Origin of the sequence: Nocardioides sp. W7, assembly GCF_022919075.1 — a bacterium.
Taxonomy (GTDB): Bacteria; Actinomycetota; Actinomycetes; order Propionibacteriales; family Nocardioidaceae; genus Nocardioides.
Genome location: NZ_CP095078.1, coordinates 3555509 through 3577630, shown reverse-complemented (window position 1 = coordinate 3577630; position 22122 = coordinate 3555509). Strand labels below are relative to the sequence as shown.

The 22122-nt window shown below is 71.1% G+C and carries 28 protein-coding genes; 14 read left to right on the top strand and 14 right to left on the bottom strand.

The genetic code is table 11. The features are described from left to right. Positions 1-33: 33 nt before the first annotated feature. Both MUB56_RS16940 and MUB56_RS16935 read right to left on the bottom strand, forming a co-directional pair. A complete protein-coding gene (locus tag MUB56_RS16940; protein ID WP_244928190.1) occupies positions 34-1407 on the bottom strand; it encodes an MFS transporter in 1374 nt (457 codons plus the stop codon). Positions 1408-1409: 2 nt separating this feature from the next. Further along, the gene (locus MUB56_RS16935; RefSeq protein WP_244928189.1) at positions 1410-2216 is read right to left on the bottom strand and encodes a glycerophosphodiester phosphodiesterase; all 807 of its coding nucleotides are present in this window, start codon (positions 2214-2216) and stop codon (positions 1410-1412) included. A gap of 68 nt (positions 2217-2284) precedes the next feature. On the opposite strand from MUB56_RS16935, the gene MUB56_RS16930 reads away from it, so the two are divergent. Continuing rightward, complete coding sequence (locus MUB56_RS16930; protein ID WP_244928188.1) at positions 2285-2536, top strand: zf-TFIIB domain-containing protein; 252 nt, start codon at positions 2285-2287, stop codon at positions 2534-2536. A 438-nt stretch (positions 2537-2974) separates the two neighbouring features. Here MUB56_RS16930 and MUB56_RS16925 read toward each other — a convergent pair whose 3' ends face one another. Continuing rightward, the gene (locus MUB56_RS16925; protein WP_244928187.1) at positions 2975-4501 is read right to left on the bottom strand and encodes a UDP-N-acetylglucosamine 1-carboxyvinyltransferase; all 1527 of its coding nucleotides are present in this window, start codon (positions 4499-4501) and stop codon (positions 2975-2977) included. A gap of 92 nt (positions 4502-4593) precedes the next feature. Between MUB56_RS16925 and MUB56_RS16920 the strand changes: the two genes are divergently transcribed. Together MUB56_RS16920 and MUB56_RS16915 are read left to right on the top strand one after the other, a co-directional pair. Then, positions 4594-5610, top strand: coding sequence for a zinc-dependent alcohol dehydrogenase family protein (locus MUB56_RS16920; protein ID WP_244928186.1), 1017 nt, complete (start codon positions 4594-4596; stop codon positions 5608-5610). After that, the gene (locus tag MUB56_RS16915; protein WP_244928185.1) at positions 5607-7283 is read left to right on the top strand and encodes an alkaline phosphatase D family protein; all 1677 of its coding nucleotides are present in this window, start codon (positions 5607-5609) and stop codon (positions 7281-7283) included. The genes MUB56_RS16920 and MUB56_RS16915 overlap by 4 nt, the downstream gene beginning before the upstream one ends. A 368-nt stretch (positions 7284-7651) precedes the next feature. On the opposite strand, the gene MUB56_RS16910 is transcribed toward MUB56_RS16915, so the two are convergent. Continuing rightward, positions 7652-8050 (bottom strand): hypothetical protein, encoded by a 399-nt coding sequence (locus MUB56_RS16910; protein WP_244928184.1) that lies wholly within the window; start codon positions 8048-8050, stop codon positions 7652-7654. Between the two features lie 110 nt (positions 8051-8160). Here MUB56_RS16910 and MUB56_RS16905 point away from each other — a divergent pair, with 110 nt between their 5' ends. The 4 genes from MUB56_RS16905 (at position 8161) to MUB56_RS16890 (ending at position 10091) form a co-directional block, all read left to right on the top strand. Next, complete coding sequence (locus MUB56_RS16905) at positions 8161-8730, top strand: hypothetical protein (RefSeq protein ID WP_244928183.1); 570 nt, start codon at positions 8161-8163, stop codon at positions 8728-8730. A gap of 214 nt (positions 8731-8944) precedes the next feature. Next, positions 8945-9190: a type II toxin-antitoxin system prevent-host-death family antitoxin gene (locus MUB56_RS16900; protein ID WP_244928182.1), complete on the top strand. Its 246-nt coding sequence runs from the start codon at positions 8945-8947 to the stop codon at positions 9188-9190. Then, positions 9187-9444 carry a Txe/YoeB family addiction module toxin gene (locus MUB56_RS16895; RefSeq protein ID WP_244928181.1) on the top strand — a complete coding sequence of 86 codons (258 nt, stop codon included), beginning with the start codon at positions 9187-9189 and terminating at the stop codon, positions 9442-9444. The genes MUB56_RS16900 and MUB56_RS16895 overlap by 4 nt, the downstream gene beginning before the upstream one ends. 113 nt (positions 9445-9557) lie before the next feature. Continuing rightward, positions 9558-10091, top strand: coding sequence for a GNAT family N-acetyltransferase (locus MUB56_RS16890; RefSeq protein WP_244928180.1), 534 nt, complete (start codon positions 9558-9560; stop codon positions 10089-10091). 187 nt (positions 10092-10278) lie between these two features. On the opposite strand, the gene MUB56_RS16885 is transcribed toward MUB56_RS16890, so the two are convergent. The 6 genes from MUB56_RS16885 to MUB56_RS16860 form a co-directional block, all read right to left on the bottom strand. After that, positions 10279-10539: a type II toxin-antitoxin system RelE/ParE family toxin gene (locus tag MUB56_RS16885; RefSeq protein WP_244928179.1), complete on the bottom strand. Its 261-nt coding sequence runs from the start codon at positions 10537-10539 to the stop codon at positions 10279-10281. Between the two features lie 47 nt (positions 10540-10586). Then, positions 10587-10853 carry a type II toxin-antitoxin system Phd/YefM family antitoxin gene (locus MUB56_RS16880; protein WP_244928178.1) on the bottom strand — a complete coding sequence of 89 codons (267 nt, stop codon included), beginning with the start codon at positions 10851-10853 and terminating at the stop codon, positions 10587-10589. A gap of 102 nt (positions 10854-10955) precedes the next feature. Next, complete coding sequence (locus MUB56_RS16875; protein ID WP_244928177.1) at positions 10956-11405, bottom strand: TA system VapC family ribonuclease toxin; 450 nt, start codon at positions 11403-11405, stop codon at positions 10956-10958. Beyond that, positions 11383-11607, bottom strand: coding sequence for a DUF2191 domain-containing protein (locus MUB56_RS16870; protein WP_244928176.1), 225 nt, complete (start codon positions 11605-11607; stop codon positions 11383-11385). The genes MUB56_RS16875 and MUB56_RS16870 overlap by 23 nt, the downstream gene beginning before the upstream one ends. Positions 11608-11659: 52 nt before the next feature. Then, a complete protein-coding gene (locus MUB56_RS16865) occupies positions 11660-12157 on the bottom strand; it encodes a sortase (protein ID WP_244928175.1) in 498 nt (165 codons plus the stop codon). 217 nt (positions 12158-12374) lie between these two features. Continuing rightward, the gene (locus MUB56_RS16860) at positions 12375-13244 is read right to left on the bottom strand and encodes an LLM class F420-dependent oxidoreductase (RefSeq protein WP_244928174.1); all 870 of its coding nucleotides are present in this window, start codon (positions 13242-13244) and stop codon (positions 12375-12377) included. Between the two features lie 43 nt (positions 13245-13287). On the opposite strand from MUB56_RS16860, the gene MUB56_RS16855 reads away from it, so the two are divergent. Next, the gene (locus MUB56_RS16855; RefSeq protein ID WP_244928173.1) at positions 13288-13509 is read left to right on the top strand and encodes a hypothetical protein; all 222 of its coding nucleotides are present in this window, start codon (positions 13288-13290) and stop codon (positions 13507-13509) included. Next, positions 13506-13949 carry a hypothetical protein gene (locus MUB56_RS16850; protein ID WP_244928172.1) on the top strand — a complete coding sequence of 148 codons (444 nt, stop codon included), beginning with the start codon at positions 13506-13508 and terminating at the stop codon, positions 13947-13949. Before MUB56_RS16855 ends, MUB56_RS16850 begins: the two co-directional genes overlap by 4 nt. On the opposite strand, the gene MUB56_RS16845 is transcribed toward MUB56_RS16850, so the two are convergent. Next, the gene (locus tag MUB56_RS16845; RefSeq protein WP_244928171.1) at positions 13946-14716 is read right to left on the bottom strand and encodes a pentapeptide repeat-containing protein; all 771 of its coding nucleotides are present in this window, start codon (positions 14714-14716) and stop codon (positions 13946-13948) included. The genes MUB56_RS16850 and MUB56_RS16845 overlap by 4 nt on opposite strands. Positions 14717-14744: 28 nt before the next feature. On the opposite strand from MUB56_RS16845, the gene MUB56_RS16840 reads away from it, so the two are divergent. From MUB56_RS16840 to MUB56_RS16830, 3 genes are read left to right on the top strand one after another with little or no spacing between them, the layout of a single operon-like run. Further along, positions 14745-15581, top strand: a complete 837-nt coding sequence (locus MUB56_RS16840; protein ID WP_244928170.1) for an aldo/keto reductase — start codon at positions 14745-14747, stop codon at positions 15579-15581. Continuing rightward, positions 15578-16636, top strand: coding sequence for an alanine racemase (locus MUB56_RS16835; protein WP_244928169.1), 1059 nt, complete (start codon positions 15578-15580; stop codon positions 16634-16636). The genes MUB56_RS16840 and MUB56_RS16835 overlap by 4 nt, the downstream gene beginning before the upstream one ends. A 22-nt stretch (positions 16637-16658) precedes the next feature. Further along, entirely contained in the window at positions 16659-17375 is a 717-nt protein-coding gene (locus MUB56_RS16830) for a peptidylprolyl isomerase (protein ID WP_244928168.1), read from the top strand. Between the two features lie 12 nt (positions 17376-17387). Here the strand turns inward: MUB56_RS16830 and MUB56_RS16825 are convergent, their stop codons facing one another. Together MUB56_RS16825 and MUB56_RS16820 are read right to left on the bottom strand one after the other, a co-directional pair. Further along, positions 17388-18266, bottom strand: coding sequence for an oxidoreductase (locus MUB56_RS16825; protein ID WP_244928167.1), 879 nt, complete (start codon positions 18264-18266; stop codon positions 17388-17390). Further along, positions 18266-18706, bottom strand: coding sequence for an OsmC family protein (locus MUB56_RS16820; RefSeq protein WP_244928166.1), 441 nt, complete (start codon positions 18704-18706; stop codon positions 18266-18268). Before MUB56_RS16820 ends, MUB56_RS16825 begins: the two co-directional genes overlap by 1 nt. 110 nt (positions 18707-18816) lie before the next feature. On the opposite strand from MUB56_RS16820, the gene MUB56_RS16815 reads away from it, so the two are divergent. Together MUB56_RS16815 and MUB56_RS16810 are read left to right on the top strand one after the other, a co-directional pair. After that, entirely contained in the window at positions 18817-19095 is a 279-nt protein-coding gene (locus MUB56_RS16815; RefSeq protein ID WP_244928165.1) for a Fe-S cluster assembly protein HesB, read from the top strand. A gap of 131 nt (positions 19096-19226) precedes the next feature. Continuing rightward, positions 19227-20225 (top strand): NADP-dependent oxidoreductase, encoded by a 999-nt coding sequence (locus tag MUB56_RS16810; protein WP_244928164.1) that lies wholly within the window; start codon positions 19227-19229, stop codon positions 20223-20225. A 52-nt stretch (positions 20226-20277) separates the two neighbouring features. Here the strand turns inward: MUB56_RS16810 and MUB56_RS16805 are convergent, their stop codons facing one another. Further along, positions 20278-22062, bottom strand: coding sequence for an aminotransferase class V-fold PLP-dependent enzyme (locus tag MUB56_RS16805; protein ID WP_244928163.1), 1785 nt, complete (start codon positions 22060-22062; stop codon positions 20278-20280). Between the last annotated feature and the right edge of the window lie 60 nt (positions 22063-22122).

Genomic DNA, 22122 nt, shown 5'->3' with positions numbered 1-22122 from the left:
CACACCGCACACCACAGCGGGCAGGCCAGGCGACTAGACCACGGCCGGGACCTCGTTGCCGGCCTCGCGGATCCCGCGGGCGGTGTCGACCTTGGAGAGGAAGAAGAAGCCGATGACGAACAGCGCGATCAGGGCCAGCAGGGCCGGCCGGTAGGAGTCGGTCACCTGGTGCACGACGCCGAAGATCAGGGTGCCGACCCAGCTCGTGCCCCGCTCGCAGGCCTGGTAGAGCGAGAAGTACTCCGCCTCCCGACCGCGAGGGATCAGCTGGCTGAAGAACGAGCGACTCAACGCCTGGGTGCCACCGAGGACCAGGCCGATCCCCGCGGCCAGGGCCAGGAACAGCGCGAAGTTGTCGGCGGGGGTGAAGAAGCCGAGCACGACCACCACGATCCAGATCACCAGGCCGCCCATGATCGTCGCGTGCGCACCGCGCCGCTGCGCGATCCGGCCGAACAGCAGCGCACCGGCGATGCCGACGAACTGGACCACGAGGAACGCGGAGAGGACGGTGCTGGCCTCGAAGCCGAGCTGCTTCTCGCCGTACACCGAGGCGGCGTAGATCACCGTCTGGATGCCGTCGTTGTAGAACAGGTAGCCGACGAGGAAGGTCAGCGTGACCGGGTAGTTCCGCAGGTCCTTGAGCGTGTGCCACAGCTGGGCGAAGGACTGGCGGACGAGGGTGCCGGACTCGGGTACGACGTTGCTGGCCGGCCGGTTGCGGACCCCGCGAAACGGGATGATCGTGAAGGCCGCCCACCAGATGCCCGCGCTGAGCAGGCTGATCCGCACGGCGAGCGCGGTGTCGTCGATCACCGACAGCAGGCCGAAGTTCAGGGCCAGCAGGATGCCGCCGCCCAGGTAGCCCATCGCCCAGCCGCGCGAGGAGACCCGGTCGCGCTCGTGCGGCTCGGCGATCTCGCACAGGATCGCGTCGTACACGACCAGGCTGGAGCCGAGGCACAGGGTTGCGGCCACCAGCAGCGCCGCGCCGAGCTGCCAGTTGTCGCCGGTCACGAAGTACATGCACATCGCGAAGACGCTGCCGGTCCAGGCCAGGCCCGCCATCATCGTCGTCTTGCGCGAGGACCGGTCGGCGATGGCACCCACGATCGGCAGCACGACGGCCGAGATCAGCGTGCTGATCGTGACGATGTAGAAGACCAGGGAGCCGGGGGAGACGTCGAGGCCGAGGATCGAGAGGTCGGCGGTGCACTTGAGGCCCTTGTCCTCGTCGGTGACGAAGCCGCACGCGGCCTTCTCGGCGACCGAGGTGAGGTACGGCGCGAACAGCACCGCGGCGATCGTGGTGACGAAGGCGCTGTTGGCCCAGTCGTACCAGTACCAGGCCCGCTGCTCGCGCGCCCGCTCGTCGGTAGGTCGGCTGGTCGGTCGGCTGGTCGTCATCGTCATCCCCTCCACTGGCCGCGCTCGGCGAGCACGGCCTTCAGCACGTCGGTGCGGTCGGTGAACAGCCCGTCGATCCCGAGATCGAGGAGTTCACCCATCTCGACCGGGTCGTCCACGGTCCACACGTGGACGTGCTTGCCCGCCGTGTGCGCCCGGCGGACCAGCCCCCGGGTCACGAGGACCAGGCGGCCACGGCGGCGCGGGATCTGGAGCGCGGCCACCCGGCCCCGGGTGAGCAGGTCGGCGAGTCGACCCGACGGCAGCAGCCGGTACGCCGCCACCTCCAGGGGGTGCGCCGAGGTCGGGACCCGGCCACCGGTGAGCTCACGGAACAACCGGAGCCGGCGCGGCGAGAACGAGCCGACCAGCACCCGGTCCCAAGCGTCCCGGGCAGCGATGAACTCCGCCAGGGCCGGGACGGCGCCCTCGGACTTCAGGTCGATGTTGAACCGGACCGCCGGGAACTCCTCGAACAGCCGCGCGAGCGTGGGGACCTCCTCGCGACCGGCGACGTGCGCGCCGCGGACCTCGGCGTACGTCAGGGTGGCGATCGTGCCCTCGCGGTCGGTGACCCGGTCGAGGACGGAGTCGTGGAAGGCCAGCAGCACGCCGTCGCGGGTCACGTGCACGTCGGTCTCGAGGTAGTCGTAGCCCAACGACACGGCGTGCTTGAACGCCGCGAGGGTGTTCTCCAGACCCTCGATCTCGGGGTGGTAGGCACCCCCGCGGTGGGCGAAGGCCAAGGCGCTCCCCGGCCGCTCGAGGACGGCATCGAGGTAGCCGAACCCGGTACGCGGCGTGCTCACGCGAGCAGTATCCACGGCGCGGGTCCAGCGCGCTCTCAGACACGAGGTCTACCGTCGCTGTTATGACGATGAACTGCCCTGAGTGCGGCACCGGGATGGTGGAGAGCCCCGTCGCTGCCGCGTCCGTCCTGCGGTGCCCCGACGGGCACGGCGTCTACCTCGACCGCGCCTCGCTCGGCGCGCTCGTCGAGGCCGAGTCCGACTGGCACCGCTTCGCCGGCCAGCACACCGCGCCGATGCCGCGGATCACCCCCGACACGGCGCCCGCCCCGCCGCCCGCGAAGGCGCCCGCGCGGGCCTGGGTGGAGACCCTCTTCTGACCGCGACTGACGCTGGTTGAGGTGCGAAGGACGAAGTCCTGAACCCTCGTGTGCCAGGACTCGGCCCCGGCCCGGCGCCGAGGGTCGGCTCACCGGGTTGCAAGGCTCGCTTCGCTCGCACCTCGACCGGCGTCGGGTCGTTCGCTGGTCAGGGTGCGATCGCTTTCCCCGTTGGTCGAGTAGCGACCACTTTCCCGTTGGTCGAGTAGCGAGCGCCAGCGAGCGAATCGAGACCCTGGGTCGGGGTCTCGATACGCCCGTCGCGGCTTCGTTCCTCAGCCGCGGAGCTACTCGACCTGGCGCCTGCCATCGAGCCCGAGCAAGCTCAGGCTCGGGGCGCTCAGTCTCGATACGCCCGTCGCGTCCTCCTTCGTCGGACGCGGGGCTACTCGACCTGGCGCGTGCCTCCTCGCCCTCGCAAGCTCGGGCGAGGCGCGCTCAGATGTCGCGGAACGGCTCGATCTGCGCGCCGAGCAGGTTGAGCCGCTCGGCGAGGTCCTCGTAGCCGCGGTGGATGACGTAGGTGCCGCGCAGCACCGAGGTGCCCTTCGAGGCCAGCATCGCCAGCAGGATCACCACGGCCGGGCGCAACGCGGGCGGGCAGACCAGCTCGGTGCCGGTGAACGACGTCGGGCCCTCGATCATCACCCGGTGCGGGTCGAGCAGCTTGACCTGGCCACCGAGCTTGTTGAGGTCGGTGAGGTAGATCGCGCGGTTCTCGTAGACCCAGTCGTGCAGCAGCGTCTGCCCCTCCGCCACGGCGGCGATCACCGCGAAGAACGGCAGGTTGTCGATGTTCAGGCCCGGGAACGGCATCGGGTGGATCTTGTCCAGCGGCGCGTGCAGCTGGGACGGCTTCGTCGTGAGGTCGACCAGCCGGGTGTGCTCGTTCTCGGCGACGTACTCCTCGGAGCGGTGGTACTGGAAGCCCATCTCCTCCAACAGCGCCAGCTCGATCTCGAGGAACTCGATGGGCACCCGACGGATGGTGATCTCCGACTTCGTGACGATCGCGGCGGCCAGCAGCGACATCGCCTCGATCGGGTCCTCGCTCGGCGCGTAGTCGACGTCGACGTCGATCTCCTCGACCCCGGTCACGGTCAGCGTGGTGGAGCCGACGCCCTCGACGGTGACCCCGAGTCGCTGAAGGTAGAAGCAGAGGTCCTGGACCATGTAGTTCGACGAGGCGTTGCGGATCACGGTGGTGCCCGGGTGCAGCGCCGCGGCCATGAGCGCGTTCTCGGTGACGGTGTCGCCACGCTCGGTCAGCACGATCGGCCGGCCGGGCTCGATGGCCCGGTTGACCTGCGCGTGGTACATCCCGTCGGTCGCCTTGACCTCCAGGCCGAACGGCCGCAGGGCCGCCATGTGCGGCTCGACGGTGCGGGTGCCGAGGTTGCAGCCGCCGGCGTAGGGCAGGTCGAAGGTGTCGGCGCGGTGCAGCAGCGGGCCGAGGAACATGATCACCGAGCGGGTACGACGCGCGGCGGCCTCGTCGATGTGGTCGAGGTCCAGCTCGTGCGGCGGGATGATCTCGAGGTCGTTGTCGGCGTTGAGCCACTTGGTCTGTACGCCGAGGCTGCCGAGCACCTCCAGCAGCCGGTTGACCTCCTCGATGCGTGCGACCTTGCGGAGGGTCGTGCGGCCCCGGTTGAGCAGCGAGGCGCAGAGCAGCGCGACGCCGGCGTTCTTGGAGGTCTTCACGTCGATCGTGCCGGAGAGCGTGGTCGGGCCGGTGACGCGCAGGTGCGTCGGCCCGGCGCCGACGGCCACGATCTCGGAGTCGAGCGCGGCCCCGATGCGGGCCAGCATCTCCAGCGAGAGGTTCTGGTGGCCCTTCTCGATCCGGTTGATCGCGCTCTGGCTGGTGGCGAGCAGCTCGGCGAGCTGCTGCTGGGTCAGCCCCCGGTGCTTGCGGGCGTCTCGGATGAGGTTCCCGATGCGGCCCTTGTATCCCTCAGTCATGTCACCCACGGTAACTCACATGTGAGATAACGCAACACGGGCTGCGACCGGGCGTGGCCGGGGGGAGTGGAGCGCCCTGCAAGGATGCCAGCATGCGAGCGACGACCATCCACGCCCCCGGGGACATTCGCGTGTCGGAGGTCCCCGACCCCACCATCGAGGCGCCGACCGACGCCATCGTCAGGGTCACCGCCGGCTGCATCTGCGGATCCGACCTGTGGCCCTATCGCGGCGAGAACGACATCACCGCCGGGCAGACCATCGGCCACGAGTGCATCGGCGTGGTCGAGGAGGTCGGTGGCGCCGTGTCCTCGTTCCGGCCCGGCGACTTCGTGATCGTCCCGTTCGACCACTGCGACAACACCTGCGTCCACTGCCAGGCCGGCGTGCAAAGCGCATGCGTGAACTACGGGATCACGGTGAGCGGCCAGGCGGAGTACGCCCGGGTCACCCAGGCCGAGGGCAGCCTGGTGAAGCTCGACGGTGTCCCCGACGCCACGATGGTTCCGTCCCTGCTGGCGCTGTCCGACGTGATGCCGACCGGCTGGCACGCCGCGGTCGCGGCCGGCGTACGGGAGGGCGGGACCGCCGTCGTCATCGGCGACGGCGCGGTCGGGCTCTGCGGGGTCCTGGCCGCCGCCACGATGGGCGCCGAGACGATCATCGCCATGTCGCGCCACCAGCCGCGCCAGGAGCTGGCCCGCGCGTTCGGTGCCACCCACATCGTGGCGGAGCGGGGCCGGGAGGGCGGCGCGGCCGTCAAGGAGATCACCGGGGGAGTCGGGGCCGACTCGGTCCTGGAGTGCGTCGGCACCGACGCGGCGATGCGCACCGCGTTCGGCGTGGCCCGTCCCGGCTCGACGGTGGGCTTCGTCGGCGTCCCGCACGGCGTCGAGCTCCCGGTCCGCACGATGTTCTCCAAGAACGTCGGCCTGGCCGGCGGGATCGCCCCTGTGCGCCGCTACCTGCCCGAGCTCCTGGAGCTGGTGCTCGACGGCCGGATCGACCCAGGCCGGGTCTTCGACGCCACGCTGCCGCTCGACGAGGTCGCCGAGGGCTACCGGGCGATGGATGAAAGACGAGCGATCAAGGTAATGATCCAGCCGTGACCTCACCGCTCCGCCTCGGCCCGCTGTTGCGACACGTCGACGACACGTCCGCCACCGTCTGGGTCGAGACCGAGGACGCCGCCACGGTGGTCGTCACCGCGGGGGACCGGGCCGCGACCGCCCGCACCTTCGCGGCGCACGGGCACCACTACGCCCTGGTCGAGGTGGAGGGACTCGAGCCGGGCAGCCACACGGCGTACTCCGTCTCCGTCGACGGGGAGCGCGTGTGGCCCCTGGCCGACCACGAGTACGGCGACAGCCTGATCGCGACGCTCCGGCCCGGCAAGCCGCTGCGGATGGCGTTCGGGTCCTGCCGGGTCAGCGTGTCCCACGACGAGACCGGCCACGCCGCGCACGGGGTGGACGCGCTGCGCGCCTACGCGCTGAGGATGGCCGGCATCACCGACGACGGCGACGCGGACGGGTGGCCGGACCTGGTGCTGTTCCTCGGCGACCAGGTCTACGCCGACGACACCAGCGACGAGATGAAGGCGTTCATCGAGGACCGCCGCGACCCGACGCAGTCGCCGTGGTACGAGCTGAAGGACTACGAGGAGTACGCCCACCTCTACCGGCTCGCCTGGAGCGACCCGGCGAACCGGTGGCTGCTGTCGACGATGCCGAGCGCGATGATCTTCGACGACCACGACATCCGCGACGACTGGAACACCAGTCTGAGCTGGCGCCGCAAGATGGAGGCCACCGACTGGTGGCGCGAACGGGTCGTGGCCGGGCTGGCGTCGTACTGGGTCTACCAGCACATCGGCAACCTGAGCCGGGCCGATCGGGCCGACGATCCGCTCTGGCAGCGGATCGCGTCGTACGACGGCCCGGGGGAGCTGGACATCACCGAGGAGCTCGACCGGCTCGCCGACGACGCGGACCAGCGTCCGGACAGCTATCGCTGGAGCTTCGCGCGCGACTTCGACACCCAGGCGCGGCTGGTGGTCGTCGACTCCCGCGCGGCCCGGGTGCTCCAGCCCGAGCGTCGCTCGATCCTCGACGACGCCGAGATGGCGTGGCTCGACGAGCAGCTGCGCGGCGACGTCGACCACCTGCTGATCGGTACGTCGCTGCCGTTCCTGCTCGCGCCGGCGATCCACCACGCCGAGTCGTTCAGCGAGGCCGTGGCGACCGGTCGGTTCGGACGGCTGCTGATGCCGCTGGGGGAGAAGGTGCGCCAGGGGGCCGACCTGGAGCACTGGGCGGCCTTCCAGGAGGGCTTCGCGCAGGTGGGCCGGATGGTCCTCGAAGTCGGCGCTGGCCGTCGTGGCCGGGCGCCGCGCTCGGTGACCTTCCTCTCCGGCGACGTGCACCACAGCTACGTGGCGGAGGCGTGGCCGGACCCGGCCGAGGGCGTCGAGGTCACCAGCCGGATCGTCCAGGCGGTCTGCTCGCCGATCCGCAATCCGCTGCCGGCGTTCATGCGTCGCGCCACCAAGCTGGCCGGCATGGGGCGCGCGCGGCCCACCGGCCGCCTGACCCGCGGACGGATGCCGCGGTCACCGCTGCGCTGGCGGCTCACGAAGGGGCCCTGGTACGACAACAACCTCGCGGTGCTGGAGGTGCTGCCGGACGGACTGCGGGTCCGCTGGTGGTGCGGCGAGGTCGACGGGGACGACGTACGACGACCCCGGCTGCGGATGGTCGCCGACATCGACGGGATCGGCTGACCGGACGCCCGGCTCAGCCGGCCCTCAGGCGGCCCGGCGCTCCGGGCCCGGCTGTGGGGCCGGCTGGCAGCTGCAGCCGTCGCCGCAGGCCAGGAACGTGTGCATCCCGTGCCCGCAGCGCGGGCAGGGGCGATCGTGCGACAGGTGCTCGTCGCTCGACTGGACGGTGTCCCACATGGCTCGACCTCCCCTCGCGTGCGCTCCGTCGGCTCTCACCCGAACGTACGGACAACGCACCCCAGATCGTCGGAGAACGCACCGGTAACGCGCAGGTGGGTCACCAGACTGACCCGAGCGGACGTCGCCGGCATGACCCGGACGGGCCAGACCGGCGCTGTGCGGACGGGCCGCGGTCGAGCGTCGGGCGCTCAGGCCTCGCGGCGACCGGAGGCGCAGAGCAGCGCGCCGAGCAGGATCAGCACGCCGCCGCCGAGCTCGGTGACGAAGATGCTCGTGGTGTCGTCGTACACCAGCGCGAAGAGGATGAGCAGCGCGCCGCCGAGGCCGATGACGGCGATCGCCGGTGCGTGGTTGACCCGGGTGCGCAGCACGAAGGACGCCACGACGACCACGGTCGCGACCATGCCGCCGCGGTAGCCGGCCCACATCGCCTCGGCGTCCTGCGGATAGACGTACCAGGTCGAGATCACAACCAGGAGGCCGGTGATCAGCACCAGCACCCAGCCGAGGGGAGCGAGCACGGGGACCGGCTCGTAGGCCGCGGCGGCCGGGGCGGTCACGTCGGAGGGCTTGGCAGGAGTCGTCATGGTGGCGACATCCTATTCACTCGCCGCCTCTCGAGGCGTGGTGGGCCGGTGGTTCGCCCCGGGGGTTACATTGCCCGGGTCAGTTCAACGGCCCAGCCCTGGAGGATCCGATGACCGAAGAGACCCGCACCGGGTCGTCCCGGACACCCTTCCTCGCGGCACTCGCCGTCGTGGTCGTCATCGTCGGGGCGGTCGTCATCGGGCAGCTCGTCCGCGGTGACGACGAAGGTTCGGCAGACTCGTCGCCGCCCGCCACCGGGAGCAGTGCCTCCGCGACGGGCGATGCGTCCGCGCGACCGGAACGGCTGCTGGTGCCCGCGGTCGCCGAGGCCTGGGGGACTCAGACCGTGGCGGACTGCGCGGCGTACCAGCCTGGCGAGGGGCCGGAGGTCGTCTACGTCGCCCAGGTCAGCTACGAGTGCGTGAGCAAGGTCCCCGAGGACGCGAGCGCGATCTTCTCCGCCACCGACGCCGAGACGATCGGCGGCGTCAGCTGGGAGAAGGCATCCGAGCCCTGGGTGCAGGTGCAGGGTCACCAGGTCATGAAGAAGATCGAGGGCGACGAGTTCAACCTCACCAGTCGGGTGATCCAGGGCATCTGGGTCGACGCACCGCGTGAGTACGCCGTCTTCGTCGGGCCGGAGAGCCCGGACGCGCTGGCTGCACTCGCCGCTCCCTGAGGCACTCCGCCGGCACAGCGCTCGACGCGGGACCTACCGCGTGGTCTTCCGGATCGATGAGGAGCAGCACCTGGGCACGGTCGTCGCCGTCGTCCATCGAGCTGACGCCTGTCGATGACCTTGGATTCTGGCCACCCGGTCACCGTGAGCCGGGGTCGATCGCTCGGCGATCACAGAGTGGGACCGTAAAGTCGTACCAGTCGAAGGAGATCCCATGTCCGTCACTGCGAGCGAGGCCCGCAAGCAGCTCCTCCCGCTGATCGAGATGGTCAACAACGACCGCATTGCCGTGGAGATCACCTCGCGGCGCGGCAACGCGGTCCTGATCTCGGCCGACGAGTTCGCCGCTCTCGAAGAGACGGCACACCTGCTCCGGGTGCCGGCGAACTCGAAGCGGCTCCTCGAGAGTCTCCAGCAGGCGAGGTCCGGCGATCGGCACGAGCACGATCTCGTCGAGTGAGGCTCGCCGTCACCCCGAACGGCTGGGACGACTACACGTACTGGCTGCAAGCCGACCGGCAGATCCTCAAACGGATCAACCGACTCATCGACGACGCGGTGCGGGATCCGACGCAGGGCATCGGCAAACCCGAGCCGCTCAAGCACATGCTGGCGGGCGCCTGGTCGCGACGCATCACCGATGAGCACCGGCTGGTCTATCTGGTCGACGATGACGACCTGGTGATCCTGCAGGCGCGGTTGCACTACACGTGATGGTCAGTGGGAACAGTCATCGGAGCCGGTGTTCAGGGCGGGTCCAGATGGCCGATCCGGCTAGGGGAGTGAACGCCCTGAGGGTCACGCGTGGAGCCTGCAAGAATGGCGTTGTGGAGCGTGGCGCCCGTCGGATCGAAGCCCAGCGCGAAGTCGTTCTGAGGACGCCGAGATTGACACTGACCTCGTGGGTTGTCGACGACGTCGGGGCATTGCACGAGGTGCACTCCGATCCAGAGACGATGGAGTTCGTACGCCATGGGCGTCCTGAGTCGCGCCCGGAGGTCGAGCAGCTGGTCGATCGATACATCGCCGAGCACGCGGCCCGTGGGTGGACCAAGTGGCGCTTGGCGGACCTCGATGACCGGTTGGTCGGTAGGGCAGGCTTCGGTGGAACGTCCGACAGCCGGGGACTGAGCTATCTCATTCGGCGAAGCCGTTGGGGTCGCGGTCTTGCCACGGAGATCGCCGAAGCCTTGGTGGGCTGGCACCTGTTGCACACCGTTGCTGTCCCGCTGCGGGCCATCGTCGCCGTCGGCAACGACGCGAGCGCCAGGGTGCTGGAGAAGATCGGCTTCGACGAGGACGGGAAGGAAGACTTTGACGGCACGATGTGTCGTGCGTTCGTGCACCCGGATACCGCCTAGCTTTCGCGTTACGGGAGCTCCTGGATCCCATGCCGACTCTCGGTAGATATCGCCGATAACTGACATTATGTCAAGTAGTCTAGATTTGCACCAGCTGAGCCAATGCGGCTGGAACTGATCCACTTCCCCGCTGGGTGGCCCGAGCCCGCATCGACACGAGTGTGATTCCCGACCTGCCCAACGCGGGCTACCCCCGGTAGATGTCTCGGCGGTGCCCGACAGCAACGACGAGCACCAGCAGGATCGTGTCGTGGATCTCGTAAACGATGCGGTAGTCACCGGTGCGCACGCGCCACTCGCCCTCTCCGCCGACGAGCTTCTTCGCCCCGGCGGGCCGTGGTTCGGTGCTCAGCAGCTCGAGGACGGTGACGATGCGACGACGCGCCTGCGGGTCGAGCTTGCGCAACTGCCGGGCCGCCGACGGTGAGAGATCAACGCTGTGAGTCATGGGGGCCCTATGCCGCGAGGTCCTGAATCGGCGATCGTCTCGCCGATTCAGGCCATACCGAGCTCGGCCTTGAGGTCGGCCAACGACACCGCAGACTCGCCGGAGACCGCCATCTCCTCGCGTGCCGATTGGGCGGCCCGGATGTCCGCCAGGTCCTCGGCGGCCTCCAAGAGCTGACGCAGGTCGTCGGCGTCGATCACTGCGGCGACCTGTCGTCCCCGACGTGTGAGGAAGACCGGGTCGTGCCCGACCCGAGCCTCGTCGATGACGTCGGCGAGCCGACTGCGGGCCTCGGTCAGGGACATCTCCGGCATGGTCCCACTTTAGTACGAAAGCGCCGAAACGTACATCTCGGTCAAGATTGACGGGAGAACCGCCGTCGGACATCTCCCCCGGTGCCTGAACGGGCACTCCGGTCAACCGATCGACAGGACACGGGCCGCGTCCGCCGGCATGACCGCTCGGGCGAGCCTGCGGTCGAAGGTGACCAGAGCGGCTTCGTACCGCGCCGCCAGGTTCACCAGGTGCCAGTCCGTCACCTGGCGGTAGCCGGCAAGGCCGGTGGTGTCGATCCCCGCGTCGGCGAGGCTGGTGTCGTCGGCGACGAACTCGGCACGGGCGTCGGCGCGGATGCCGGCAAGGACGGCCAGCGCCTGCTCGATCGACACGGCCTGACCAGCGACCGCCGGGTTCAGCAACATCCGGACCAGGCCGCTCTCCGTCACGGGTGTCGTTGCGAAACGCGTGACTCCCCCGAGCCAGCGGTGTGCCTCGGCATGGAAGACGTGGGACGGGTTCGTGAGCGCGACCAGGACGTTGACGTCCGGGAGGGCGAGCCTCTCGTCACTCCTCAGCGAGGGCGTCATCCACCATCTCGACCGTGATGACGTGTCCGGCCACGGGGGCGAGCATCGGGAAGCCGGCCGGTGGAGCGACCGCCGAGGTCTCGGTCTCGTAGCCGATCAGCGCCAGCTCCGAGAGTGCGTCACCCACGGAGATCCCCCGACGCTGCGCCCGGCTGCGGGCCGCGGCAAGCACCCGGTCGTCGATGGTCAGGGTCGTCCGCACGCGGCCAGGCTACCTCCGAAGACATCACGCATCAAGCATCAGCCGGGGAAACTCAGCCCGCGGGCGCGACTGCGACGAGCACACCGATCTTGTCGATGCGGTGCTCGGGGTTGTCGAACTCATCCGACCAGTAGTTCCCGGCGGCGTGGTCCTCGAGCGTCGCGCAGGTCGAGAGCGTGATCATCGCGGTGGTCGGCTCGACTCCCGGCCGCCCGGGGACGGCGGCGCGCTGCTCGCGCAGTGACCGGGGTGATCGGAACGACGTCTCGCGGGTGCCGGTGATCCGGTAGGTGTAGCGGACTCCCCCGGCCTCGACCCGCACGCGATCACCGCGGCCCAGCCGAGGCAGGAACTCGAAGGCCCGCGTGGAGGAGAGCTGGTGCGCGGTCACCTGGTAGTTGCCGACCCCGCCCGGGCCCGTCCCGCCGCGTGGGCCGTGCGGGCTGGCCGCCCGGCCGCGGTTCTGGATCTCGGTGCCGGGGGCGTCGTCGGTGAAGCCGACGTACGGAACCACCACCAGGTCCCGGATCTCCAGCGCCGGGATCGTCAATCGAGCCCGCCGTGGGGTCCCGTCACTGGGTGCCGGGCCGCTCGGGGTCTCCGCCGGTGTCCCGGTGGGCGAGGTGGGAGGCTCGCTCGGCACCGTCGGCGCGGCGCTGGATGCCGTCCGACCGGGCTCGCGAGACGAGGGCCCGGACCCGGTGTCACCGGCGGAGCACGCCACCAGCACCGGCGCGATCAGGAGCAGCGCGCGGCGAGGCAGGCGCTCAGAGCCCGGCAAGGCGGGGCAGCACCTTCTCGCAGACCGCCGTGGTCCACGCGACGGGGTCGTCTCCGGGGGGCACCAGCGTGACGAGGCCGATCCCGAGGGCGGCGTACCGCTCCAGGTCGGCGACGAAGCCGTCGACGTCGACGAGCGGGTCGACCGAGCCGATCATCGTCTTCTCGATGGTGTCGTAGTCGCGACCGACGTCGTCGCAGTGCCTGCGCAGCACGTCCAGCTTGTGGGCGACCTGCTCCGGCGACTCGCCGAACAGGTTGCAGGCGTCGGCGTACTCCGCGACCAGGCGGAGCGTCTTGCGCTCCCCCGATCCCCCGATCAGCACGGGCGGGTGCGGCCGCTGCACCGGCGGTGGGACGTTGACGGTCTCGGCGAGCCGGTAGTGGTCGCCGTCGTACGGGCCGTCGTCGTCGCTCCACATCTGCCGGCAGATCTGCAGGGTCTCCTCGAGCCGCTCGAAGCGCTCCTTCAGCGGCGGGAACGGCACGCCGAGGCCGAGGTGCTCGCGCTCGTACCAGGCCGCGCCGAGGCCGAGCATCGCCCGGCCGCGCGAGAGGACGTCGAGGGTGGTGACGGTCTTGGCCAGCAGGCCGGGGTGGCGGTACGTCGTGCCGGTGACCAGCAAGCTGAGCCTGATCCGCTCGGTGACGGCCGCGAGGTAGCCGAGGGTGGTATAGCCCTCCAGCATCGGCTCTGCCGGACCGCCGAGATCCTCCATCTGGAACCAGTGGTCCATGACCGTCAGCAGCGACACTCCGCCCTGGTCCGCGACGCGGGCGGTCTCGGTGAGGCGATCCGCGAGCCGCCGGTCCCATTCGGGGTGGGTGAAGTTCGCGTAGTGGAGGCCGAGGTCCATACGGGCGAGATTAGCCCCGGGGGCGAAGGGATACCGCCGCATCATGAGCACCGAACGCACCGAGAAGCTGGAGGCCGTGCAGGCCGTCGTCGACCGGGTCAGCTCCTGGCAGGACGGAGCCACCGAGAGCACCGTCGCCAGCGAGCTCCGCAAGGGCGCCGGTGAGGTCGGCGTCGACCTCACCGAGGCCGAGATCGAGAAGCTCGCCGACGCCATCGAGAGCCGCCACGGCGCCGTCTCGGCGACCGACGTCCTCTCCTCATGACCGTGTCGGGCCCGGATGCTGCGCACCAGCGGCCCGACGGCGTCTCGGACGCCACGATCAGCGCGCTCGGCAGGCTCTCCGAGGCATTGGAGGCGGTCGAGGTCGCCCGGGGCTTCCTCTACTCCTTCCACCGGCTCAGCGGCACAGCCGACCTGACCCTCGGCGACGCGGTCGCCGAGCTGCGCGAGGAGGGCCACACCGAACTTGCCGACCGGATCGAGCGTGAGCTGGTGGGCCGCAACGTGATCCGCGGTCGGTGGACGTTCCAGATCGTCGAGGAATACGACGACGGCTACTACTCGGTCTTCCGTGAGCTGGAGCGGGCCGCTCGCGACGAGCTGGTCGACGGCCGGCGTCACCTCTACGAAGCCGACATGAAGGAGCACCGACGCACCCACGGCGCCGAGCGCCACGCGGCAACCCCCGACGAGGGCAGCTAGACCCAGTGGCCCGGCCGGTTCAGCCGAGCCGGCAGCCGGGTCGCAGCGCTCCCCCGGGCCGCGTTCGCCTGCGGCTGGGTGAGGAAGAGCGCCGCCGACAGGTCGGCACCCGCGACGTCGGCCCCGCGGAGGTCCGCACCGAGCAGGTCGGCACGGGTGAGTACGACGGCGCGCAGGTCGGCTCCGACCAGGAGCGCCCCCCGCAGGTCGGCGTCGCGCAGGACGCGGTCCCGCAGGTCGGTGCCGGCGAGATCGGCGTGCCGCAGGTCGGCCCCCGTCCCGCGGACCTGCCGGCTCACGCGCTCCAGCACCGGGCCGACCTCGTCGCGGAGCGCGAACGGGTCGACCGCGAGCACGCCGGCGGGATCGGCGGCGGCGAGGCTCGCGACCCGCTCCCGCAGACCATCGACGTCCGGGTCGGGGACCAGCGCGGCGGCCTCGTCGAGCAGCACCAGCAGCTCGTGCAGATCGCGCACCCGCGCGAAGACCGCGAACATCTCCGACGCCGTCCCGGGCTCGTCGCGCCAGGAGACGCCGCCGTACGTCACCTGGGAGACGTGCTGCCCGGCGCCGAAGCACTCGAAGACCGTGCACCCGGTCATACCGTCCGCGCGGAGCGTCAGGTGGATCGAGCACGCGAAGCCCGCGTCGAGGTGCTGGCACGGGGTGTCGGGACGCTTGTCGAAGGCGAAGTCGGAGGAGCGCTGGAACGGCAGCGCGGTGCAGCACAGCCCGAAGCAGCGCGAGCAGTCGGAGGTCAGGTCCACGGACCCATGGTGCTCCTAGGCTGGCGCCATGACCGTCCCCACCCGCACTCTCCATGACGGCCGGGCGATCCCCGGGATCGGCTTCGGCACCTACCCGCTCACCGGCGACGACGGGATCGCGGCCGTCGTCAGCGCCCTCGAGGTCGGCTACCGGCTGATCGACACGGCGGTGAACTACGGCAACGAGAGCGAGGTAGGCGAGGCGATCCGGCGCTCGGGCGTCCCCCGGGAGGAGCTGTTCGTCACGAGCAAGCTGCCCGGCCGCGACCACGGGTACGACGACGCGATCGCCAGCGTGCACGGCTCCCTGGAGCGGCTCGGGCTCGACCACCTCGACCTGCACCTCATCCACTGGCCGAACCCGAGCGTCGACAGGTACGCCGAGGCCTGGCGCGCGCTGGTCGACCTGCGCGAGCAGGGCGTGGTGCGCTCGATCGGGGTCTCGAACTTCACCGAGGCGCACCTGGAGCGGATCATCGCGGAGACCGGCGTGACGCCCGTTGTCAACCAGATCGAGCTGCACCCGTACTTCCCCCAGCGCGAGATGCGCGCCGTCCACGACCGGCTCGGGATCCAGACCGAGTCGTGGAGCCCGCTCGGCAAGCGGCAGGCGCCGTTCACCGAGCCGCCGGTCGTCTCGGCGGCCCGGAGGTACGACGTCTCGGCGAGCCAGGTGATCCTGCGCTGGCAGCTCCAGCTGGGGTCGATCCCGATCCCCAAGTCCGCGACGCCGGAGCGGCAGCGGTCCAACCTCGACGTCTTCTCCTTCGACCTGACCGAGGCCGAGGTGGAGGCGATCACCGCACTGGGCCGGCCCGACGGGCGGCTCTTCGACGGTGACCCCGACACCCACGAGGAGCCGTGAGGAGCCCCCGCACGCCGTACCTCCGGGTCGACGTCGAGCGGCTCACCGCCAACCTGGCGCGGGTCGCGAACCGAGCGACGGCGGCGGGGGTCGCGCTGCGCCCGCACGCGAAGACGCACAAGTCTCCGGAGGTGGCGCGGCTCCAGCTCGACGCCGGGGCCGTCGGGCTGACCGTCGCGACCATCGGTGAGGCGGAGGTGTTCGTCGACGCCGGTTGCCCGGACGTGTTCGTGGCCTTCCCGCTGTGGGTCGACAGCGAAGCCGCCTCCCGGCTCCGGGCGCTCGCCGAGCGGGCAGTGGTGGCGATCGGCGTCGACTCCCTCACGGGAGCGGAGCAGGCGGCCCGGCTGCTCGCCGGCTCGGGGGTCGAGGCGCTGGTCGAGGTCGACTGCGGACACCATCGATCCGGGGTCCGTGCCAGCGACGCCGGCCCGGTGGCCCTCGCCGCAGCGCGGGCCGGGCTGGTGGTGCGCGGGGTCTTCACCTTCCCCGGCCACAGCTATGCGCCCGACGCCCTGACCTCCGCGGCCGCTGACGAGTCCGCAGCGCTGGCGGAGGCGGCCGCCTCGCTCCGCTCCGCCGGCCTCGAGGTCCGGTTGCTCAGTGGCGGGTCGACCCCGAGCCTGGACGCATCCGACCTCGGCCTGCTCACCGAGCTGCGGCCCGGCGTCTACGCCTTCGGTGACGCCCAGCAGTGGGAGCTCGGCGTGAGCGACCCGGCCGACATCGCCCTGACCTGCCGGACCACCGTCGTCAGCCACGCCGGCGGGCGACTGGTCCTCGACGCCGGGAGCAAGGCGCTCGGCGCGGACCGGGCGCCGTACGCCACCGGTTGGGGCCGGCTCCCGGCGTACGACGACGCCCGCGTCGTACTGCTGTCCGAGCACCATGCCGTGGTGGACCTGGCCGGCGCGACCCTGCCGCCGTTGGGCTCGGTGGTCGACCTGGTGCCCAACCACGTCTGCGCTGCGGTCAACCTGCACGACACCCTCTGGGCCCGCCGGAGCGGGTCGCTGGAGCCCTGGCCGATCGCGGCCCGTGGCCGGAATTCGTGACCCCTCCCCTACGATCGGCCGCATGTCGTCCTTGAAGCGTCCCTTCGCCGTACTCGCCGTCCTGGCCTCCGTGTCCCTCCTCGCCGGGTGCGGCGACGACGAGTCCAGCAGCGCCGTGGACTCCGGCAGCAGCGACTCGTCGTCGTCGCCGTCAGCGTCGTCGGAGCGGGAGGGCACCGGGGTGGCGTGCGACTACCCCGAGGACTCGGCGGGCGCCGCCAAGGAGGTCGAGCCCCCGCCGACCGAGGCCGACGTCAGCGGCGACGTGCCAATCACCATCGCCACCAGCATCGGCGACCTCCAGGCGACCCTGGACGCCGCCGCGGCCCCCTGCACGGTCAACTCGTTCGTCTCGCTGGCCGAGCAGGCCTACTTCGACTCGACCACCTGCCACCGGATCACCTCCAGCCCCGGCTTCGGCGTCCTGCAGTGCGGCGACCCGACCGGCACCGGCACCGGCGGCCCCGGCTACACCATCCCCGACGAGCTGGAGGAGACGAAGTCCTACCCGGCCGGCACCCTCGCGATGGCCAACACCGGCCAGCCCGACACCGGCGGCTCGCAGTTCTTCATCTGCTACACCGACACCCAGCTGCCGCCGTCGTACACGGTGTTCGGCACGCTCGACGAGGCGAGCAACGGGCTCGTCGCGGACGCGGCCGCGGCTGGCACGGCCGACGGCAGCGAGGACGGCGCGCCGAAGACTCCCGTCGAGATCAAGTCGGTCACCCTCGACTGATCCGCTCGCAGCTCAGAGCGGGAAGCCCACGCCGGTCAGCTCCTCCGAGCGCGCCCACAGCGCCTTCGCGAGGTCGGGATCGAGCGCGCGTCGGCTGCGCCGGACCGCGGTCGGCCAGCCGCGCAGCTCGCTGAGCCCGTGCGGGCCGATGTAGGTGTTGCCGGGCACGTCCATCGTGGCGGCGTACAGGATCGGGAGCGCCCCCCGGGTGGCCGGCATGCCGACCAGCGGGTGGCCGTAGCGGCCGACGAGGGTCTTGACCGGGCTGCCGGTGTGGGCGGTGATCTGGGTGACGGTCGAGCCCGGGTGGGCTCCGGTGACACGCAGCGTGGAGCCCGCGGCCGTGAGCCGGCGCTGCAGCTCCGCCAGGAAGAGCATGTTCGCGAGCTTGGAGGCGGCGTACGCGGCGTACGGCTGGTAGCGCCGGCGCTCCCACAGCAGGTCGTCCACGTCCAGCTCGCCGCTCAAGTGGGAGCGGGACGAGACCACCACGACTCGGTCGGTGATCCGCGGGAGCAGCAGGTCGGCCAGCGCGAAGTGGCCGAGATGGTTGGTCGCGAGGTGCAGCTCGAAGCCGTCGACGCTGCGGGAGTACGGCACGCCGAGTACGCCGGCGTTGTTGACCAGGACGTCGATCTCACCGGTGGCCTCCGCGAACGCCCGCACCGACGCGAGATCGCTGACGTCGAGCAGCCGCACCTCGACGTCCCCGGAAAGCTGCGCCGCGACCCGTTCGCCCTTGGCCACGTCGCGGACGGCGAGAGTGACCCGGGCACCGCGCGCCGCGAGCGCCCGCGCGATCTCCAGGCCGATGCCGCTGCTGGCGCCGGTGACGACGTACCGCCGGCCGTGCTGGGCGGGCACGTCGCTCCAGCGGGGTACCTCCCCCATCAGGGCTCGACCGGGCCGACGACGTAGCGGACCGGGTCACCGAGCTGGACCGTCCGACCGACCGCGCACAGCCGATCCTCGATCTGGGACAGGGCACGCGGCAGGAACTCGCGCGCCCGGTCGCCGCCCTCCCCCTCGGGGAAGGACACGTCGAAGGTCACCCGCAGGTCGACGAGGTGGTTGCCGCGCTCGTCGCGCACCTTGTGCCCGTCGCTGCGGGCGGCGAAGGAGGCGAACGGTGCGCGCTTGCCGGTCAGGTGCTCCAGGTCGATGGCCCCGCATCCCGCGAGGGCCGCCAGCAGCAGCTCGACGGGAGTGAAGGAGTCGTCCTCCCCGCTGCCCATCGGCAGCACTCCCCCACGCTCGTTGGTGGCCGCGAAGGTGAAGTCGCCGGTGCGCTCCAGCCTGACGCTGCGATAGGTCTCCGGGGTGTCGCTCATGGCGGTCAGCCTGCCAGACCGACACGCCCGGGATGCGTCTCGACTTGAACGAGCGGCCCTCGTCGGGTTGCGTGGAGGCTGACCTGCCCGCCAATCGGAAAGGCGAGTTCATGCTCACCCTCACCGAGAACGCCAGCACGATCGTCAAGGACATCTCCACCCAGCCCGGCCTCCCCGAGACCGCCGGCCTGCGCATCACCTCCGAGAGCCAGTCGGAGCTCGCCGTCAGCGCTGCCGACCAGCCTCAGCCCGGCGACCAGGTCGTCGAGCAGGCGGGGGCGACGATCTACCTCGACGAGACCGCCGCCGTCATGCTCGACGACAAGGTGCTCGACGCCGCCGTCGATTCGTCCGGGAAGGTGGAGTTCGCGGTGGGCCTCCAGGGCTGACCCGCGCAATTCTCCGTCGGCCCCGGGGGCTGCCGTTTGGTCACCAACGGCAGCCCCCGGGGCTCTTTCGGTGCGGTTGGTGACCAAACGGCACCCCCTGCGGCCCACCACCCGCCTGTCAGGATCGCCCCATGACGACCACGACCCGCGAGATCCACCTGGCCTCACGACCGCAGGGCTGGCCGACACCCGAGAACTTCCGCACCGTCGAGGTCGAGCTCCCCGATCCCGGGCCCGGCGAGGTCCTGGTTCGCAACACCGTGATGTCGGTCGACCCCTACATGCGGGGGCGGATGAACGACGTGAAGTCGTACGTCCCGCCGTTCCGGCTCGACGCCCCGCTCGACGGCGGGGCGGTCGGCGAGGTCGTCGCCTCGGGAGACGACTCGCTCCAGCCGGGCGACACCGTGCTGCACCAGCTCGGCTGGCGCGAGCACGCCCACGGGCCCGCCCGGTCGTTCCGGAAGGTCGACGTCTCCCGGGTGCCGGCCTCGGCGTACCTCGGGGTGCTCGGCATGCCGGGCTTGACGGCGTACGTCGGGCTGACCCGGATCGCGGAGGTGCGCGAGGGCGACACGGTCTTCGTCTCGGGCGCCGCCGGGGCGGTCGGCTCGATCGCCGGTCAGCTCGCGCGCAAGCTCGGGGCCGCGAAGGTGATCGGCTCGGCCGGCTCGCCCGAGAAGGTCGCCTGGCTCACCGACGAGCTGGGGTACGACGTCGGCCTCGACTACAAGGCGGCCAAGATCGGCCGCCAGCTCGCCGAGCACGCGCCGGTCGACGTGTACTTCGACAACGTCGGCGGCGACCACCTCGAGGCGGCGATCTCCTCGATGGCCGACTTCGGCCGGATCGCGGTCTGCGGGATGATCGCCGACTACAACGCCGAGGTCCCCTCGCCCGGTCCGCGGAACCTGATGATGCTGGTCAGCAAGCGACTCTCGCTGCGCGGGTTCATCGTCAGCGACCACGGCGACGTCGCCGCGGAGTTCTTCGAGCGTGCGGGCGCCTGGCTCGCCGAGGGCGAGCTGTCCTACCGCGAGACCTACGAGGACGGCCTCGACCGTGCCGTCGACGCCTTCCTGGGGGTCCTCTCCGGCGCCAACACCGGCAAGATGCTCGTCCGCCTCTGACTCGGCCCGCTACTTCTGCTGACTCGGCAAGGGTTGCGGGCGATCGGTCTGCTTAGGGATCCGTGGTCTCGATACGCCGGTCGCGAGCTCCTTCGTCGCTCGCGCGGCTACTCGACCCGACCTCCTCGTCGGCTTCTCGCAGGCTCGAAGCCGGGAGGTCGAACCAGCGCAGGTGCTCGAAGTCGGCACTGATCACCCCCGGCCGCAGGGCGGGGTGCGAGGTCAGGTCGGGGCCGGTCGCGGCGGCGAGGATCGCCTGGCCGTCGCGCAGGTGCGCGGCCAGCAGCTCCTCGCCTCCGGTGGCCCGGTTGGTGGGGAACGACGGGAGGCCGCCGGTGTACGACACGTCGTGCAGCGAGAGCGGCGGGGCCACCACCCCGTCGCGGTGCCGCCACCGGCCGGTGGAGGGGTCGAAGCGGTAGTCGCCGAGGAGCCGCCACCCGTCACGAGCCACCAGCCGCACCGCCTCGACCAGGTAGTCGACGATCGCGTCGGAGACGAAGTAGTTGAGGTTGACCCGCACCCAACCGGGCTTGATCCCCTCGCAGCCGCCGGCGATCTCGCGCTCGAACTCGTGTGAGCGCTCCAGGTCGATCCCGAGGAGCCGGTGGCCGTACGGGCCCGCACACGAGCACCCGCCCCGCGACTGGATCCCGAACAGGTCGTTGAGCAGCGCGACGACGTAGTTGTGGTGCAGGAAGCGGCCCGACGGGGAGCGGACCACGAACGAGACGATCGAGAGCCGCCGGGCCTCCAGGTTGCCGAGCAGCTCCAGGGCTGGCTCCCCGCGCCAGGCGGCGACCGCCCGCTCCAGGTGCCGGTCCTCGCGCTCCCGGATGATGTCGGTGCCGACCGCCTCTTTGAGCTGGAAGACCAGCCCGGCGCGCACCGCCTCGATGATCGCCGGCGTGCCGCCCTCCTCGCGGTGCGTGGGGTCGTCGAGGAACCGGTGGTCGTCGTCGTTGACGTAGGCCACCGTGCCGCCGCCGGGCACGTCGGGCACCCGGTTGGCGAAGAGCTCGCGGCGCGCGACCAGCACGCCGGGCGTCTGCGGGCCACCGACGAACTTGTGCGGGGAGATGAAGACGGCGTCCTTGTACGACGCGGGCCGGCCGGGCAGGGCGCGCATCGAGATGTCGACGTACGGCGCCGCCGCGGCGAAGTCCCACAGGCTGAGCGCCCCGTGCTCGTGCAGCAGCTCGGCGATCCCGGCGGTGTCGGAGATGATCCCGGTGACGTTGGAGGCCGCCGAGAAGGTGCCGATCTTCAGGGCCCGGTCGGCGTGCTTCTCCAGCTGGGCCCGCAGGTCGTCGACGTCCACTCCCCCGTCCGCGTCCTGGCGGATCACCACCACGTCGGCGATCGACTCGCGCCACGGCACCTCGTTGGAGTGGTGCTCGTAGGGGCCCAGGAACACCACCGGTCGCTGGGCCGGCGGGACCAGCGAGGACAACCCGTAGGCGTCCTCGAGCACCGAGGGCACCCGCAGCCCGAGCACGCCGATGAGCTTGGCGATCGCGCCGGTGCAGCCGGAACCCGCGAAGACCACGACCGTGTCGGCGTCACCGCCCACGGCCGCGTGGATGATCGCGCGGGCGTCCTCACGCAGCCGGGTGGTCTGCAGCCCGGTGCCGCTGGACTCGGTGTGGGTGTTCGCGTACGACGGCAGCACCTCCTCGCGGATGAAGTCCTCGAGGAAGGTCAGGGCCCGGCCGGAGGCCGTGTAGTCGGCGTACGTGACCCGGCGCGCGCCGTACGGCGTCTCCATCAGGTGGTCCTCGCCGATCACGGACTCCCGGATCAGCGCGAGCAGAGCCTGTGCGTCGTCGGCACCCATGGACCGACGATACGACCGCGCGAACGCCCGTGCGCGGGTCGCCGGTCCTGCCGGCGACCC